Here is a 14,688-nt window from a genome sequence, read left to right on the forward strand (position 1 = left end):
CCTCCCCGTACCCGATATTATAGAGACTGCTCCATGAAGATCGCCGCCATCCTCGCCTTGTCCTGCGTGCTGGCGGCGCCGGCCGACGCGGAATCGCCGGCCTTCACCACCCCGCATCTCGAAACCCGGCCGGGCGACCATGTCGTGACGCTGGACGGACGGCGCTTCGTCAATCACGGGCTCGTTGGCGTCGGCCGGCTGAGCGCCGATACCCGCGACTTCGCGGGGGAGACGCTGGGCTCATTCTCGGCAATGGCGGTCGACAAGGCGGGCTGGAAGCGGCTGCGCGACGGCAGCTATACGGGCACGATCTGGACGATGCCCGATCGCGGGCCGAACGACGTCGGCTCGGTCGCCGGCACGCTCGATTATCGCAATCGGATCAACCGGTTCACGATCCGCTTCAAACCCTACACCGGCAAGGCGGATCTGCCACAGGCAACCGCATCGCAAAGCCAGCTTCGCCTGACGCCAGCCGGCGGCTTCTTCCTGACCGATGCCGATGGCCAGCCGATGACCGGCAAGGAGCCTGGCAGCAATGTCGTGATGCGCGATGGCGTTGCAATGCCCAGCCCCGCGAGCGGCGACGGCGCGGGCCGCATCAGCCTCGATTCCGAAGGTCTGGTCATGGCTCCGGACGGGAGCCTCTACGTTTCCGACGAATATGCCGCCAGCATCTATCATTTCGACGCGCGCGGGCGGCTGATCGGCGCGATCCCCGCCGTGCCGGCGCTGATGCCGCGCACCGACGGCAGGATCGACTTCAACAGCATCAAGCCCGGCGACAGCGGCCGGCGCAACAATCAGGGGCTGGAGGCGCTGTCGATCACCCCCGACGGCCGGCATCTCGTCACCATCCTCCAGTCCGCAACGGTGCAGGACAGCGACGGCAAGGCGGCACAGATGCGCAACGCCACCCGCATCCTCCTCTACGATGTCGGCAAGGAGCCGACGCCCCGCGCACCGGTGGGGCACTATGTCCTTGAACTGCCGACCTACACCGAAGCGGGGGATGGCGGCGCCGTGGACCGGACCGCCGCGCAATCGGAAGTGGTCGCGCTCAACGATCATCAGTTTCTGGTGCTGGCGCGCGACGCCATCGGCCGCGGGGCGACCGTGTCGCCATCTAAGACGCCGGTGGTGAAGACCATCCTGCTCGTCGACACGACAGGCGCAACCAATCTGGCGGGCTCGATCTACGAAACCGGCGTCGAACCGGTCGCACACAAGGGCCAAGTCATCGCCGGCATAATTCCGGTCCGCGCGGTAGAGTTGATCAACATGCTGAACCCGGCCCAGCTTCGCCGCTTCGGTATGAACATCGATACCCTGCCATCGACACCGACCAGCTTGTCCGAGAAGCAGGAAGCTATGAGCCTGCTCCCCGCGCTCGATCCGAAGGCGCCCGACGACTATTTCCTGCTGGTCGGCAATGACAACGACTTCGAGGCCCACGACGGCCTGGCCGCCGGCATCCCGTTTGACGCCTCGCTGCACGGCCAGCACGGAGCCGACAACAACGACAATGTCGTCTTGGTTTACCGTCTTACGCTCTCACGATAGCTGCGCGGCCAAAGACATTTTTAAGAGGTAGATTCAATGCCATATCCGGTCTGCGTGCAATATGGATATGGTTATTCAATTCAATAAAATGCCTGCTTAGCGCCTCCCTTTCGGACATCCAACACCATTCGCCTTTACTTCAAAAGCGGACGCCAGTCCGTAAGGGTCAGAATGGCTAAGATGCATGGTAATGCTAAATGACTGTTTTGACCGAGGCACATGGCAAAGGCTGCCCTTCGTTCAGCCTTTTAGCGCATCTGCTTTGGGTCCAATGGGTCGCAGGTCCGAATTCTCTCCCCCCGACCATTTATATAAAATTGGGTAATTTCAATATTTTGATTATTTTTTTCGGCGAAGAATATACATAAAATATACAGCCTCGCGTGGCGCTGCGGTCGTTGATTTCAGAATGAAAAGCGCGTGGGCCTGCCTTGAGCACATGGCGCTGTGCTGCCGCTTATCTAAAGACGGGATCGCCCTGTATGACGCGCCGCGCCGCTGTCATAGCCTCGTCTGCGGGGCCTTCGATGTAGACGAAGCGGACGTTGGATATGCCCAGGGTTGCAAGCACATCGCGAAGGTAGTCGGTCAGATGATCGGGTTGTAGCGCGCCCGGCTGAGCCACCGCTCCGCCAGATGTCACGATGACCAGCGTAGGACGATCTTGCAGCAGGCCGAACTTGACCCCGTCGCGGTTGCCGAAGGTGCGGCCGTGCCGAAGCACATAGTCGATCCACAGCTTCAGCGCGGCGGGAACGGTGAAATTGTGCATGGGCGTCGTGATGATGAGGTGGTCGCTGTCCTCCAGCTCGCGGATCAGGCTTTCCGAGAGGGTGAAAGCGGGGACACCGTGATCCTGCCGGCCGATGATCGCGTCTGCATAATCGCGGATGATCGGCTGATGCGACATCGGGCCGAGATCGCGTTCGATCAGGCTGGTGGCGGGATCTCGTGCAAGGAGGGTTGAGCAGACCTCCATCGCCAAGGCGTGGCCGCGTGATCGATCGCCATAGGGAGAGGCGTTGAGCAGAAGGATTTTGGACATGGGGCAGGCTTCCAAATTGCGTCGGGATCAGGCGAGGTCGACCTTGTCCAGGCCGAAGAGTTTGTCGGACGATCCCGGTACGGCCGCGAAGGCGATCCCCTGACGGTTCAAGGCGTTGATCGCCATGATCGCGAAGGTGAGATCGGCCATTTCGTGATCGGAGAATTCCGCGCGAACCTCGTTGAAGATCGCATCGGGAACGCCACCTTCGGGTAGCCGCGTCAGCACCTCGGTCCACGCGAGCGCGGCCCGTTCACGCGCGTTGAACAGCGGGGATTCACGCCACACCGGCAGATGATGGACGCGCAATTCACGTTCGCCGTGCAGCTTTGCCTCCTTGACGTGCATATCGAGGCAGAAAGCGCATCCGTTGATCTGTGACGCGCGGATCTCGATCAGCGTGCGGATATTCGCATCGAGGCTGCCGCCGCGGACCGCCACTGCGAAAGCGACCAGCTTGCGATAGGTGTCGGGAGACTGCTGGGCAGGGTCCATTCGTTGGGTCATGGCGCTTCTCTTCTTGTGCGAAGCCGGGAGCGGGTGATGCCCCCGGCTTCCGGATGTCACTTGCGGATGAAGGCGAGGATGTCGGCGTTGATCCGATCGGCGTGGGTGGTGAGCATGCCGTGGGGGAAACCCTTGTAGATCTTCAGCTCGCCCTTCTGTAGGAGCTTGATCGACAGTTCGGCGCTGTCGCCGATCGGCACGACCTGATCATCGTCGCCGTGCATGACCAAGGTCGGCACGGTGATGGCCTTCAGATCCTCGGTCTGATCGGTTTCCGAGAAGGCCTTGATCCCGAGATAATGGGCGTTGGCGGCGCCCATCATGCTCTGGCGCCACCAATTGTAGATCATGCCCTCGACCGGTTTCACGCCGGGACGGTTGAAGCCGTAGAACGGGCCGCTGGGGACATCGAGGTAGAATTGCGACCGGTTGGCGGCCAGTGCCGTGCGGAAGCCGTCGAACACCTCGATCGGGGTTCCGCCGGGATTGCTGGCGGTCTTGACCATCAGCGGCGGGATCGCGCTCATCAGCACGGCCTTGGCGACGCGGCCATTGCCATATTTCGCGACATAGCGGGTGACTTCGCCACCCCCGGTCGAATGGCCGATATGTACCGCGTTACGCAGGTTCAGGTGATCGGCGACGGCCGCAGCATCCTGCGCATAGGTGTCGATATCATGGCCGCCCGTAACCTGCGCCGAACGGCCGTGGCCACGGCGATCATGCGCGATCACGCGGAAGCCCTTGTCGAGGAAGAACAGCATCTGATTGTCCCAATCGTCGGACGAGAGGGGCCAGCCGTGGTGGAAGCAGATGGGCTGGGCATCCTTGGGGCCCCAGTCCTTGTAGAAGATCTCGGTTCCGTCCTTGGTCTTGATCGTAGCCATCGTCATATCTCCTGTCTCGTGAAGTTGGGCGAGCGCCGGGGCGGCAACGGGGCCGGCGGCAAGCAGCAGGCCGGTGAACGTCATTCCGCCCAGAACCTGGCGGCGGCCCGCTTCGAACATCATCGGATTGTCGGCTTCGTTGGGGGGAGGCATCGGCATTGCTCCTGTCCCGAGAGTTGGCCGCCCGATCTGGGTGAGGCCCTGGCTCAAGCCCGTCGCGCTCTCGGACGCGGGGCCATCGAACTGCTCGATGTGTGAAAATTAGCGCCGCAGCATGGTTGCCCTCCATCAGATGGAGGGTGGGGAGCGGTCATACGAAGGGGTAGGGAGGCCGGCGGGTCGTGATGGAGCCCGCCGGCGCATCTTGGTCAGAAGTGATAGGCCACGCCGAACAGCGCCTGATGGCGTTCGAACTTCGAAGACCCCTCGCCAAGGTCGCTGTAACGATATTCGAGGCGGGCGGAGATGCGATCGTTGATCGCGCGCTCGACCCCGCCGCCCAGCGACCAGCCGTCAAAGACGTCCTTGCCGTAACGTGCGCCGGCGGCGTTGGTCAGCCGGACGGCGGCGCGCATGTTTTCGTAGCCGCCGCGAACATAGAGCAGCGTATTGTCGGTCACGAGATAACCGGCGCGGGCGCCCAGATCGAAGGCATATTCGGGATCGATGCTGGCGAGGTTTGCGCCGCGGATGCGTGTGACCTGATCATCGAAGCCCATGCTGAAGCCGGCCTCGGCCGACAGCACGATCCGGTCGGTCGCCTTGTAGTTATAGCCCGCGAACACGCCGGCGGTGGTGGCGTCGCGCGAGCGGCCGATGTCGGCGCGGCCGATGTCGGTCTGCGCGCCGCCGATCTTGTTCTTGCTCCAGCCGGCCTGCACGCCGGCATAGGGGCCGGCAAAAGTCTCGGCCGCCGCCGGGGCGGAGACGGACAGCAGCGCGGCTGCCGCGATGAAGGGCGAGGCGGTGAGTTTCATGGGATCTACCTTTCGTAATGACGCCGACCACGACGCCGGACGAGACACAGGTAGAAGGTGGGCGCGCGCCGGTTTATTGCCCGAACCGCTATCGGCCTAACGCGTTCGACGCGGGTGCCCATTTCCAAAGTATAGGTTTTTCATACCCTTGGGGCAGGGGAAGAGCTGCCCCAAGGGATTGATCATGCAGCAGGCGTCGGTTCCATGTTCATCAACGATCTGGCGGTCGCTATTATGGCGTCACGCGCGGGCCGGGGCTGCCAGCCGAGCAGTCGTTCGGCTTTGCCTGCGGTCGCTTCCCGCAAAATGCCGAGCTGCGGGACCATCGCCTCAAGAGCAGGCGCGCGTTCGGCGAGGCGGCGAACCTCAGCATCGGGCATTTCTTCCAGTGGAACCTTGGCAGCTGAGACACCCAGTTCTTCGCGCAGGATGTGGGCGGCCTCAATGAGCCACAGCGCTTTGCCAGCAACCGCAATGAAGCGTTCGCCTCTCGCGGCAGGAGCCGTCATGGCGCGGATATGCAAGTCTGCGACATCGCGCACATCCACGGCGCCGAAAGAGATACGCGGTACCTTTGGCATCGCGCCGGCCAGCAGCCCCTGGATCAGGCCAACCGATGTGGAAACGTCGCTACCCAGAACCGGACCGAAGATTCCCGTTGGATTGATGACGGAGAGTTCGAGTTCTCCGCCTTCGCGATCGATGAAATCCCATGCTGCGCGTTCGGCGTAGAATTTGGATTGCATATAAGCCTGGACCGAGGGCTCCGACGGATCGGTCCAGTCGCGTTCATCGAAAGGCTGCTCGCGTTGTGGGATGCCGTAGCCCACCGCCGCGAAGGACGACGTCATCACCACGCGCTTCACACCGGCATCCCGCGCGGCCCGCAACACCCGAAGCGCGCCATCGCGAGCGGGAATTATGAGTTCATCGGCATTGGCCGGCGCATCGCTGGGAAAGGGCGATGCCACATGGAGGATATAGTCGGCACCCTCAGCAGCTTCCGCCCATCCGGCATCATTCAGAAGATCGGCGGTGACGATATCGACCCTGGAAGAATCTTCCCCGTTTGAGCCTGCAGCGCGCCGCACTTCTTCGGCGCGTGACATGTCTCGCACAGTCGTGCGCACATCATGACCCGCGGCAATCAACTGTGCGATGCAATGCCCGCCCACGAAGCCGCTTCCACCGGTTACAACCACCTTGCTCATCGTCTGTCGATCTCCTTGCCGACAGCAATATGGCGAGAGGGATAGTTATGATAATAGCGACAGTATCATATAGATCGTTGCAGAAATCCGAATTATGAAACCCCTCAATCTTCGCGAACTCGAAGCGATCCGGCTGTTGGGGATACGCAGAAATTTTCGGGTGGCAGCACTGGAACTGGGCGTCTCTCCACCGACCTTGAGCCATATGATTGCCTCGGTCGAAGAGCGTGTCGGGATCCGCTTATTCAACCGCACCACGCGCAGCGTTGCCCCACCGAAGCCGGCGATGAGTTGATCGCGCGGATGGCACCCGCATTGTCCTCGATTTCGGAAGCGCTCGAGATCGTCGAAGGGCTGCGCGCCACTCCATCGGGGCGCATCCGCCTGAACAGCTCGGAAGTCGCGGCGGCGCGCCTGCTCCCCGCGCTCGCTGATTTCATGGCGCGTTATCCGCAGATCGACGTCGAACTGCGGAGTGACGGACTTCTCAGTGACGTTGTCGCCGACGGTTTCGATGCCGGCATCCGTCTTGCCGAAGCTGTCCCGCAGGACATGGTCGCCGTTTCGCTCAGCGACGAAGAGCAACTGATCGTTGTCGCGTCCCCAGTCTACTTGGCCGCGCGCAAGGCGCCACAACGACCGGAAGATCTAGCGGATCACGACTGTATCCCGGCGCGGCTGCCGAGCGGTCGTGTCATGGCCTGGGAGTTCGAGCGCGATGGCGCGACTTTCGCGGTTCCGGTGCGAGGGCGAGCGCAAATGGGATCGGTCGCTCTTGCCTATCAGGCAGCGGTGCTGGGCCTTGGCATCGCCTATGTCAGTCGCTGCGAAGCCGATCAGGCGCTCGCGCAGGGCAGGCTCGTGCAACTGCTCGGCGATTGGACGCCGCCCTTTCCGGGTTTGCGCCTTTATTACCCCCGTCAGCGACATCATTCGGCGGCGTTTCGTCTCTTTCTGGATTTCGTTCGGGGAGGACGCATCAGGATCTGACCCCTCTGGCTATACGTTCGGATGATATCGCTGTGCCTTGGGTCTGATCGATCGAGGGGGCTGCGGCTGCTAATCAGGTTTTGCGAGACGGAACTGCCCTGTCAGCCCCTCCCCTTCCGGCTCGCGATGCTAGACGCATCCTTGACGGGCCGATCTCCCCCCTAAGATCGGCCCGTCTTCTTTTCGCCAGACTGTCTCAGGCCATCAGGCCGGTGGCGAGGGCGCCTTCGTCATAAGGCATGGGCCGACACGGCAGTGAGATGCGGACGATGGCGCCGCCCGATGGTTGATTGCCTGCCTCGATCGTTCCACCATGCGCCTGCACGATCGAACGGCACAAGGTCAGGCCGATGCCGAAGCCGGATGGCTTGGTGGTGTAGAAGCCGCTGAAAACGCGGTGCAGGTCCGCCTCTGGAAAGCCGGGGCCGTTGTCCAGGACGCTTATCGTGGCGCCGGCTTCATCGTTCTCGACGATGATGCTGACGCGTGGGGGCGACGTTGCGGGATCGATCGCCTGCAGGCTGTTCATCGTCAGATTGACGATGACCTGTTGGAGCAGCATCGGATCGCCGACGATCGGGCCGGGGGCGCCGCTTTGTCGCCAGGACAGATCGGCGCCATCCGCCTGGCCACCATCGCGGACGAGGTGCAACGCGCGATCGACCAGTTCGGCGATATCGACGGGGATGTGGCGCGGCTTGCCGGGTGCCGCCGCGGCCTGAATCCCATCGATAATGTCGGACGCCCGGATCGCGGCTTCGACCGCGCGGTCGCTGAGTTGGCGGACCTTGGGAATATTGGGTTCCGCGCGCGTCAGCCAGCGCAGACTCGCCTCGCAATTGGTGACGATCGCCCCCAGCGGCTGGCGCAACTCGTGCGCGATCGATGTCACCACCTCGCCCATCGTCGTATGTGCCGTGGCGCGCGCGAAATCGGCGCGGGCGTCGTGCAATGCCCGCTCCGCGCGCAGCCGATCGCCAATGTCGAACATGGCAAGGAATGCCACGGTCATGTCTTCAGGCGGCCGGGGGTAGGTCGCGAGGAACAGAACGTCGATTTCCCCACCATCATGCCGTCGCAGTCGGATTTCTTCGGCGTGATTTCGCGCACCGAGATAATGGGCTTCGGTGATGCGCAGCGCGGCGTCCGGCGACAGTTCGAAAAGCGGGCGGACTGGTCCAAGACATGCATCGCTGTCGCGCGCGCCGATCAAATCCGCAGCCGCACGGTTGACGCGGATGATGGTGACGGTCTCGCAGATGAAATCGATGAGCGTGGGGCGCTCCGCAAGATAAGCGGGCAGATCGGTGACATTCTCCCCGCGCAGCCGATCGAAGATGTTCGTCACGCTGCGAATATCGACCTGCCACAAGGCAATCGGCATATGTTCGAGCAATATATCGAAGCGTTCAGGCACCTGCGCGCCGCGCCCAAGGGGCGACGGTTCCGCGGCCTTGCCGGGAATATCCACGTCTAAATCCAGCGGTTCGCAAAACTCGATCACTGCAAGTTCAGGGCGTCCGATCGCTGCGCCCTGATGTCGCCAGAGGCGGACGTCGATCGCCTCGCCGTTCCGCATTCGGCGGCGCACATGGGGCTGAAAGGCGCAATCCGCCTCCGTCGCGCCAAACCATTCGTCGCGGAGTAGGGGGGAAGCGGCCCCGCCGCTGGTCGCTTCGGCGGCCGACCAGCCGAAGATACGTTCTGCGCCGACATTCCAGAAGCGGATGCCACCATCCGGGCCATAGATGATGATGGCCTGATCGGAGCGATCGGCCCAGGCCATCGGTTCGGGATGGCTGCCCGCGATATCGGCGATCATAAAGCGGGGAGGCGAAACCGCACGCACGCACCGCCCTCCGGCCTGTTCTCCACGTCGATCGAACCGCGATGGGCGTGCAATATGCTGCGACAGATCGACAGGCCGAGCCCCATCGCGCCCGGACGTGACGACACGAAGCTTGCGAAAATCCGTTCTATATCGTCGTCGAGTATGCCGATGCCGCTGTCGCGCACCTCGACGATGATCGTGCCGTCTTGCTGGCTTGTTTCGATCACGATGTCCCGAGGGGTGACATCATGGTCCGCAATGGCGTGGATCGCGTTCAGCAGCAGGTTCACCATCACCTGCTGCAACTGGACTGCATCGCCCTCCACATCGGCAAGATCGGGCGCGAGCCTGCCGGCCAGGGTGATCGCGTTCTCGCGGCAATTCTGATCGACGATCAGCATCGCGGCGCGGCTGACCGCGTTCAGATCGACGGGGCGGATCTCGGGCGTCCGCTTCACCGTCATCGCGCGCACGCGCGATATGGTTTCGTTCGCGCCCAGCGCCTGCGCCATCAGATGTTCGATCTGAGGAACAAGAAGTGCGGGCTGCGTGACGCCACGGTCGATATCTCGGCCGATCGCACGGGCGGTCTGTTCGGCGGCGCGCAACGGCCGCTCCAGTTCATGCCGGATCGAGCTGACCAGTTCGCCAAGGGTTGCGATCCGGTCGATATGGGCGAAGTTCGCCTGCAGCGCCGCCAGTTCCGCCTCGGTGCGGACCCTGTCCGATATGTCGACCAACATTAGGAAGGTCGTGGCGACGTCTTCGTCAAGCTGAAGGAAGGTGACGAGAAACAGAACGTCGAGCACGCGGCCTTCACAGGTTCTGACCTTCATTTCCTCGACATGATGGCGCTGCCCGTTCCAGTGTGCGCACATGATCCGGTTCGCGGTGGAAGGGGTCTCCGTGTAAAGATAGCGGATCGGCCCCAGAAGCGGCTCGGCCGACGAGACGCCGAACATCTGGATCGCGGCCCGATTGACCTTGCTGATCAGGACCGTGTCGCAGGTGAAATCGACGACGTCGGGATGGGCATCGAGATAGGAAGCCAGATCGCGAACGCCGTCATCATGCAGCCGCGCGAAATTCTGGCCAGCGGCGCGGGCGTCGATCTCCCACAAGGCGATCGGCAAATGATCGAGCAGTTGTTCGAAGCGTCCGGCTTGCTGCTGTTCGATGGCAACCGAGAGGTTTCGCGCGTCTGCCGGTTTGACAGGGGTGAGCGTTTTTCGCCCGAATTCGATCAGTTCGGCCGCCTGCCCTTTCTCGTCGTGGCGAACCGTAACGGTGATCTGCGTAGTGATATCGGAACCATGAATCGTGCGGCGGACAATTTCGCCCCGCCAATGGCCAGTGGCCAGAATCTCGTCGAGCGGCAGCCAGTCGCCTTTCGCCAGCGGATCGAGCCGGTGCCCGACGGCCGTGGTCGCAGGCCAGCCGTAAAGCCGCTGCGATGCGGCGTTCCAATTGCGCACGACACCGTCGACATCATAGATGATGATGCTTTCGGGCGAGAGGTCGAACAGGTCGGGCGGCAGATCGAATGCCATGTTCATATGACCGACCATCTCCCTGCCTCCACCCCATGCGCAATGTGCGCCAGGGGCTGTCCGGTGCGGGCAATGTGCCATGCTGGTGCGATGAAGTGTAGGAGGCTAGACTTTTGTATGGCTGTCGCGTTGCATCCAAACTGTCGAGTGTGGGTTGAGTAGAGACCAGTGCATGGCACCCCAAGGATCATCCGTGTTGCAGCCCGTAATCGCCGTTGTTGATGATGATGTCGGAATGCGCGACGCGCTGTCCGAACTCATTGAGGTGCTCGATTTTCAGAGCCGCACCTTCGATGGCGGACGCAGCCTGCTGGCCAGCTATCAGCCAGGCGCGTTCGACTGCGTGGTTTCCGACATGCGGATGCCGGGCATGGACGGGCTGGAACTGCAGCGACGGTTGCGCGAACTCGACGACAATCTGCCGCTGATCTTCGTGACGTCCTATGATGACGACATCACGCGCGCACGGGCTTTGGAACTGGGCGCGAGGAATGTGCTGGTAAAGCCGGTCAATGCGGATCGGTTGCTCGACGAACTTGTCGCGGCATTGGAAAGCCGACCACCGAAAGCGTGACGAGGCATGACGGCCTGCACCTTTGGATAGGGCGGCCTGATCCAGCGTAGAATGATATCGCGGCCGCCCATATGCGATGCGGGTACCAGCTCAATCATGCTGGAATCATGCGATGTGGCCCGAACTGCAATCGATCTTCGCAAAGCTGTCGGATGGAGCGCCGAGGCTCTATCCCGTCGCGGGCATCCTGCTGGCGATCTTGATCTATCTCAAGCTCGTCGCCGTTTTCGACGATCGTCTGCCGGCGTTGATCATCACGCTGGTTGCGTCGGTCGCGTGGGTATCGGTGAGTTCGTCCTTCACGGATCCGCGCCATCATCGCTGAAGACGGCGAGACGGTTTACCGCCCCGCCGTCGTCCAGGATTTCAACGCCGATCGATGCTGAACGGTCCGCCGCCGAACGCCACGACGTGAAGCAGGCCGCCGGTGATCGCCAGATTTTTGAAGAAGAACAGGAATTCGGTCTGATCGGCGAGGTTCGTGTGGAATACGAGCGCCGTCGCCAGCGTGAAGCCCGCGATGATCGCGGCGACATATCGCGTCTTATATCCCACCACCAGAAGGGCGCCGCCGAGCAATTCGACGAGGATGGCGATGCCGAGAGCGAGAGTCGGGAAGGGCAGGCCGACCGAAGCGATATAGGCAAGGAATGGCGCAGGATCGCTCAGCTTCGCAATGCCGCTGAGCAGGAATAGTGGGGCGGTGAGCAGTCGTCCGACCGCCGGACCATAGGTCGCCACGATCGGCGAAGGTGCCGTCGTCGTGTTGCGGGCTTTAGCGGGGCGGGTGGCGGTGAGCATCTCATGTCTCCCTGATGATTGGCCTGTAATGGTACCGGGGCCGCACGGGATATGTGGCCCCGGCGCATCGGATCAGCTGAGGTCGACGACGTTGGCCGGCACCGCATAGGCGAAGACCTCCGCCTTGTTGGGGCGCGGCGGGTAGATCCACACCTGGTTGATCTCCTGCTTCATCTTCTTGGCCTGTTCGCCGGTCATCTGGATCTGCCGATCCCAGCCGGTCGTGAACAATGCACCTGCGGCACCGAGATCGAGGCAGGTGACATAGGGGCGCTGGTGATAGGCCTCAGTCGCGACGCCCAGCAGTTCGGCAGCGGCGTTGTTGCCCGCAAAGGCACCCATGCGCTTGGCATGCTGGCACGACATGGCGGCGAAGTTGCCTTCATCGTCGGATGCCGCCTTGGCGACGTCGCCGGTTGCGAAAACACCGGCCACGCCCGGCACGCGCAGATCGCGATCGACGATGAGGCGGCCCAGATTGTCGCGTTCGCCGGGTATCTGGGTGGTGATAGGGTTCGCCTTCATGCCCGCCGACCAGACGACCGTAGCGGCCTCGATCCGTTCGCCGCTGGACAGGGTCGCGCCGCCGGCGTCGAGCGATGCGATGCCCGAACCGACCTTGGTCTCGATGCCGAGTTCCTCCAGCGCGGCGAGGATGGCAGGACGCGGGCCATCGCCGATGTCGGGGCCGATCGCGGCGGCGCGTTCGACGATGACGATCCGGGGCGTCACGTCCGCGCCCAGAATCTCGCGCAGGCGGCCCGGCATTTCGGTCGCCACCTCAAGCCCGGTGAAGCCGCCGCCGCCGACCACGATCGTGTTGCGCGCGATGCTGTCCGGCTTGTCGGCTAGCGCGTGCAGATGCTTGTCCAGCGCCACCGCATCCTCGACGCTGTCGACACTGAAGCCGTAATCCGAGAGGCCGGGCAGATCCGGGCGGAACAGGCGACTGCCCGCGGCGAGGACGAGGCGGTCGTAGTCGAGCGTGCCAACCGTGCCTTCGGCATCGACATAATCGACCGTCCGGGCACCGGTATCGATCCGTTCGACCACGCCCTGCACATAGCGGATCTCGATCGCATCGAAGAGTTCGGTGAGCGAGGGGGAGAGCGTTTCGGGCTTCGCTTCGTAGAGGCGCGGGCGCATCCCCAATATGGGAGCGGGGGACACGACCGCGATCTCGAGCGCGTCAGCGCTCACCCCCTGCAGATCACGCAGGCGCGCCGCGGACAAAGCTGCGTCCACCCCGGCGAAACCGGAACCGATGATAAGTATCTTCTGCATGCCAACTCTCCTCAACGACGTAGGAAAAGGTCTATGTCGCCGAGGCTAAGGGGTGGCCTGCCCACCGACGATCAGATGAGAGGCGCGGCAGGATCATACAAAGGGATAGGGTGCGGCATGGCGCGCGTCTTCCCGCTTGCGCCGGGGCAAACGGCGCGGGAAGCTGTCTGACTTCCTGACAGGATGCCTGCGTGCCCGACCTTGATTTCCCTTCGGACGAAAAGCCGCTCGTCCTGATCTGTGATGACGACCGCGATCATGTTGATGCGATGGTCGAACTGCTCCTGTCCGTCGGCATCGAAAGCCTCGCCTTCGGTTCGTCCGCCGAGTTGCTGGCGGCAGAATTGCCCGACCGGCCCGGCTGCATGGTGCTGGACGTGCGTATGCCCGGCATCAGCGGACTGGAACTTCAATCGACCCTGGCCGGCCGCGCCGTTCGAACGCCCGTGATCTTCCTGACGGGGCATGGCGATGTCCCGATGACGATCCAGGCCATGAAGGCCGGCGCCTGCGATTTTCTGACCAAGCCTGTGCGAAGCCAGACGTTGCTCGATGCCGTTCTGGGCGCGATCGCGATCGACCGCGCGCAGCGTCGCGCCTCGCTGGCGGAGCGACGGAACCGCGCGCTTTTCGCCAAGCTGACGCCGCGCGAACGGCAGATATTCAAGGCCGTCGCGCTTGGGCAACTGAACAAGCAGATCGCCTACGATCTCAACATTTCGGAAGTGACGGTGAAGCTTCATCGCGGGGGCATGATGAAGAAGCTGGCGGCATCGACTGTCGCCGATGTGGTCCATATCTGGGAGTCGCTGCCGCCTGCGGTGAGGAAGGACGACTGAGGCGGCTAGATGGCCGGCAGGAACTTCTGCAGTTCATGATCGATCCGCACGAGCTCCTGCGTATTCCGCGCGCCCATTTTCCGCATGGCGGACGCGCGGTGGATCTTGATCGTGATCTCGCTGAGCGAAAGCGCGGTGGCGATGTCCCGGTTCCGCTTGCCTGCGGAAATCAGTGCCATCACCTCGCGCTCGCGCGACGACAAGGTTGCGTAGCTGGCGGTCAGTCGCGCCTTTTCCTGCGATTGGCTTCGGCGTTCGGAATTGGACGAAAGGGCTGTGCCAATTGCCTGTAATATATCCTGCTCACGCAACGGCTTGGTCAGGAAGTCCACCGCGCCGGCCTTCATCGCCTGCACGGTCATCGGAATGTCGGCGTGGCCGGTCATCAGGATGACGGGCAGGGTGCAGCCTTCGCTGGCGAGCTTGGCCTGCAGTTCCAGCCCGCCCATGCGCGGCAAGCGGACATCGACCAGAATGCAGCCGGGTGCGTCGAGTGGGGCGGTTTCCAGGAAATCGAGCGCGCTGGCATAGCCGCGGGCGGGCTGATCGATCGACAGAAGCAGTTCCTCGATCGAATCACGGATCAAGGGATCGTCGTCCACGATATGGACCGTGCCCGCTTCGCTCAC

General features: G+C 62.7%; 16 protein-coding genes. 6 read left to right on the forward strand and 10 right to left on the reverse strand.

Annotated features, from left to right (window positions below; translation table 11 throughout):
* Positions 1 to 33 precede the first annotated feature (33 nt).
* Positions 34 to 1,563, forward strand: coding sequence for an esterase-like activity of phytase family protein (locus EOD43_RS15315; RefSeq protein ID WP_127744917.1), 1,530 nt, complete (start codon positions 34 to 36; stop codon positions 1,561 to 1,563).
* Positions 1,564 to 2,020: 457 nt separating this feature from the next.
* Here the strand turns inward: EOD43_RS15315 and EOD43_RS15320 are convergent, their stop codons facing one another.
* The 5 genes from EOD43_RS15320 to EOD43_RS15340 all read right to left on the reverse strand — a co-directional run bounded on the left by EOD43_RS15320 (position 2,021) and on the right by EOD43_RS15340 (position 6,190).
* A complete protein-coding gene (locus EOD43_RS15320) occupies positions 2,021 to 2,608 on the reverse strand; it encodes an FMN-dependent NADH-azoreductase (protein ID WP_127745335.1) in 588 nt (195 codons plus the stop codon).
* A 27-nt stretch (positions 2,609 to 2,635) separates the two neighbouring features.
* A complete protein-coding gene (locus EOD43_RS15325; RefSeq protein WP_127744918.1) occupies positions 2,636 to 3,115 on the reverse strand; it encodes a carboxymuconolactone decarboxylase family protein in 480 nt (159 codons plus the stop codon).
* Positions 3,116 to 3,171: 56 nt separating this feature from the next.
* Complete coding sequence (locus EOD43_RS15330; protein ID WP_206363584.1) at positions 3,172 to 4,002, reverse strand: alpha/beta fold hydrolase; 831 nt, start codon at positions 4,000 to 4,002, stop codon at positions 3,172 to 3,174.
* Between the two features lie 368 nt (positions 4,003 to 4,370).
* A complete protein-coding gene (locus EOD43_RS15335; protein ID WP_127744919.1) occupies positions 4,371 to 4,979 on the reverse strand; it encodes an outer membrane protein in 609 nt (202 codons plus the stop codon).
* Between the two features lie 182 nt (positions 4,980 to 5,161).
* Positions 5,162 to 6,190 (reverse strand): SDR family oxidoreductase, encoded by a 1,029-nt coding sequence (locus EOD43_RS15340; protein WP_127744920.1) that lies wholly within the window; start codon positions 6,188 to 6,190, stop codon positions 5,162 to 5,164.
* A gap of 94 nt (positions 6,191 to 6,284) precedes the next feature.
* On the opposite strand from EOD43_RS15340, the gene EOD43_RS15345 reads away from it, so the two are divergent.
* Positions 6,285 to 6,485 carry a helix-turn-helix domain-containing protein gene (locus EOD43_RS15345; protein ID WP_127744921.1) on the forward strand — a complete coding sequence of 67 codons (201 nt, stop codon included), beginning with the start codon at positions 6,285 to 6,287 and terminating at the stop codon, positions 6,483 to 6,485.
* Between the two features lie 8 nt (positions 6,486 to 6,493).
* The gene (locus tag EOD43_RS15350; RefSeq protein ID WP_127744922.1) at positions 6,494 to 7,180 is read left to right on the forward strand and encodes a LysR substrate-binding domain-containing protein; all 687 of its coding nucleotides are present in this window, start codon (positions 6,494 to 6,496) and stop codon (positions 7,178 to 7,180) included.
* A gap of 196 nt (positions 7,181 to 7,376) precedes the next feature.
* Here the strand turns inward: EOD43_RS15350 and EOD43_RS15355 are convergent, their stop codons facing one another.
* Together EOD43_RS15355 and EOD43_RS15360 are read right to left on the reverse strand one after the other, a co-directional pair.
* Positions 7,377 to 9,002, reverse strand: coding sequence for a PAS domain-containing sensor histidine kinase (locus EOD43_RS15355; protein ID WP_127744923.1), 1,626 nt, complete (start codon positions 9,000 to 9,002; stop codon positions 7,377 to 7,379).
* On the reverse strand, positions 8,999 to 10,567 hold the full coding sequence (locus EOD43_RS15360) for a PAS domain-containing sensor histidine kinase (protein ID WP_164857256.1): 1,569 nt from the start codon (positions 10,565 to 10,567) through the stop codon (positions 8,999 to 9,001). Before EOD43_RS15360 ends, EOD43_RS15355 begins: the two co-directional genes overlap by 4 nt.
* Before the next feature lie 166 nt (positions 10,568 to 10,733).
* On the opposite strand from EOD43_RS15360, the gene EOD43_RS15365 reads away from it, so the two are divergent.
* Positions 10,734 to 11,135: a response regulator transcription factor gene (locus EOD43_RS15365; protein WP_127744925.1), complete on the forward strand. Its 402-nt coding sequence runs from the start codon at positions 10,734 to 10,736 to the stop codon at positions 11,133 to 11,135.
* Positions 11,136 to 11,247: 112 nt separating this feature from the next.
* Positions 11,248 to 11,460: a hypothetical protein gene (locus EOD43_RS15370; RefSeq protein WP_127744926.1), complete on the forward strand. Its 213-nt coding sequence runs from the start codon at positions 11,248 to 11,250 to the stop codon at positions 11,458 to 11,460.
* A gap of 41 nt (positions 11,461 to 11,501) precedes the next feature.
* Here EOD43_RS15370 and EOD43_RS15375 read toward each other — a convergent pair whose 3' ends face one another.
* Both EOD43_RS15375 and EOD43_RS15380 read right to left on the reverse strand, forming a co-directional pair.
* Positions 11,502 to 11,936, reverse strand: a complete 435-nt coding sequence (locus EOD43_RS15375; RefSeq protein ID WP_127744927.1) for a DoxX family protein — start codon at positions 11,934 to 11,936, stop codon at positions 11,502 to 11,504.
* A 72-nt stretch (positions 11,937 to 12,008) separates the two neighbouring features.
* Positions 12,009 to 13,220: an NAD(P)/FAD-dependent oxidoreductase gene (locus EOD43_RS15380; RefSeq protein WP_127744928.1), complete on the reverse strand. Its 1,212-nt coding sequence runs from the start codon at positions 13,218 to 13,220 to the stop codon at positions 12,009 to 12,011.
* A gap of 191 nt (positions 13,221 to 13,411) precedes the next feature.
* Between EOD43_RS15380 and EOD43_RS15385 the strand changes: the two genes are divergently transcribed.
* Positions 13,412 to 14,059 carry a response regulator transcription factor gene (locus tag EOD43_RS15385; protein ID WP_240653258.1) on the forward strand — a complete coding sequence of 216 codons (648 nt, stop codon included), beginning with the start codon at positions 13,412 to 13,414 and terminating at the stop codon, positions 14,057 to 14,059.
* Between the two features lie 5 nt (positions 14,060 to 14,064).
* On the opposite strand, the gene EOD43_RS15390 is transcribed toward EOD43_RS15385, so the two are convergent.
* Positions 14,065 to 14,688 carry a response regulator transcription factor gene (locus tag EOD43_RS15390; RefSeq protein WP_127744929.1) on the reverse strand — a complete coding sequence of 208 codons (624 nt, stop codon included), beginning with the start codon at positions 14,686 to 14,688 and terminating at the stop codon, positions 14,065 to 14,067.

It is taken from the genome of Sphingomonas crocodyli (genome assembly GCF_004005865.1).
GTDB classification, from domain to species: domain Bacteria; phylum Pseudomonadota; class Alphaproteobacteria; order Sphingomonadales; family Sphingomonadaceae; genus Rhizorhabdus; species Rhizorhabdus crocodyli.

Bases quoted from the DNA above. Each gene is read 5' to 3' on its own strand.
- EOD43_RS15315 (WP_127744917.1), top strand. From the start codon at position 34: ATGAAGATCGCCGCCATCCTCGCCTTGTCCTGCGTGCTGGCGGCGCCG.
- EOD43_RS15320 (WP_127745335.1), bottom strand. From the start codon at position 2,608: ATGTCCAAAATCCTTCTGCTCAACGCCTCTCCCTATGGCGATCGATCA.
- EOD43_RS15325 (WP_127744918.1), bottom strand. From the start codon at position 3,115: ATGACCCAACGAATGGACCCTGCCCAGCAGTCTCCCGACACCTATCGC.
- EOD43_RS15330 (WP_206363584.1), bottom strand. From the start codon at position 4,002: ATGGCTACGATCAAGACCAAGGACGGAACCGAGATCTTCTACAAGGAC.
- EOD43_RS15335 (WP_127744919.1), bottom strand. From the start codon at position 4,979: ATGAAACTCACCGCCTCGCCCTTCATCGCGGCAGCCGCGCTGCTGTCC.
- EOD43_RS15340 (WP_127744920.1), bottom strand. From the start codon at position 6,190: ATGAGCAAGGTGGTTGTAACCGGTGGAAGCGGCTTCGTGGGCGGGCAT.
- EOD43_RS15345 (WP_127744921.1), top strand. From the start codon at position 6,285: ATGAAACCCCTCAATCTTCGCGAACTCGAAGCGATCCGGCTGTTGGGG.
- EOD43_RS15350 (WP_127744922.1), top strand. From the start codon at position 6,494: ATGGCACCCGCATTGTCCTCGATTTCGGAAGCGCTCGAGATCGTCGAA.
- EOD43_RS15355 (WP_127744923.1), bottom strand. From the start codon at position 9,002: ATGATCGCCGATATCGCGGGCAGCCATCCCGAACCGATGGCCTGGGCC.
- EOD43_RS15360 (WP_164857256.1), bottom strand. From the start codon at position 10,567: ATGAACATGGCATTCGATCTGCCGCCCGACCTGTTCGACCTCTCGCCC.
- EOD43_RS15365 (WP_127744925.1), top strand. From the start codon at position 10,734: ATGGCACCCCAAGGATCATCCGTGTTGCAGCCCGTAATCGCCGTTGTT.
- EOD43_RS15370 (WP_127744926.1), top strand. From the start codon at position 11,248: ATGTGGCCCGAACTGCAATCGATCTTCGCAAAGCTGTCGGATGGAGCG.
- EOD43_RS15375 (WP_127744927.1), bottom strand. From the start codon at position 11,936: ATGCTCACCGCCACCCGCCCCGCTAAAGCCCGCAACACGACGACGGCA.
- EOD43_RS15380 (WP_127744928.1), bottom strand. From the start codon at position 13,220: ATGCAGAAGATACTTATCATCGGTTCCGGTTTCGCCGGGGTGGACGCA.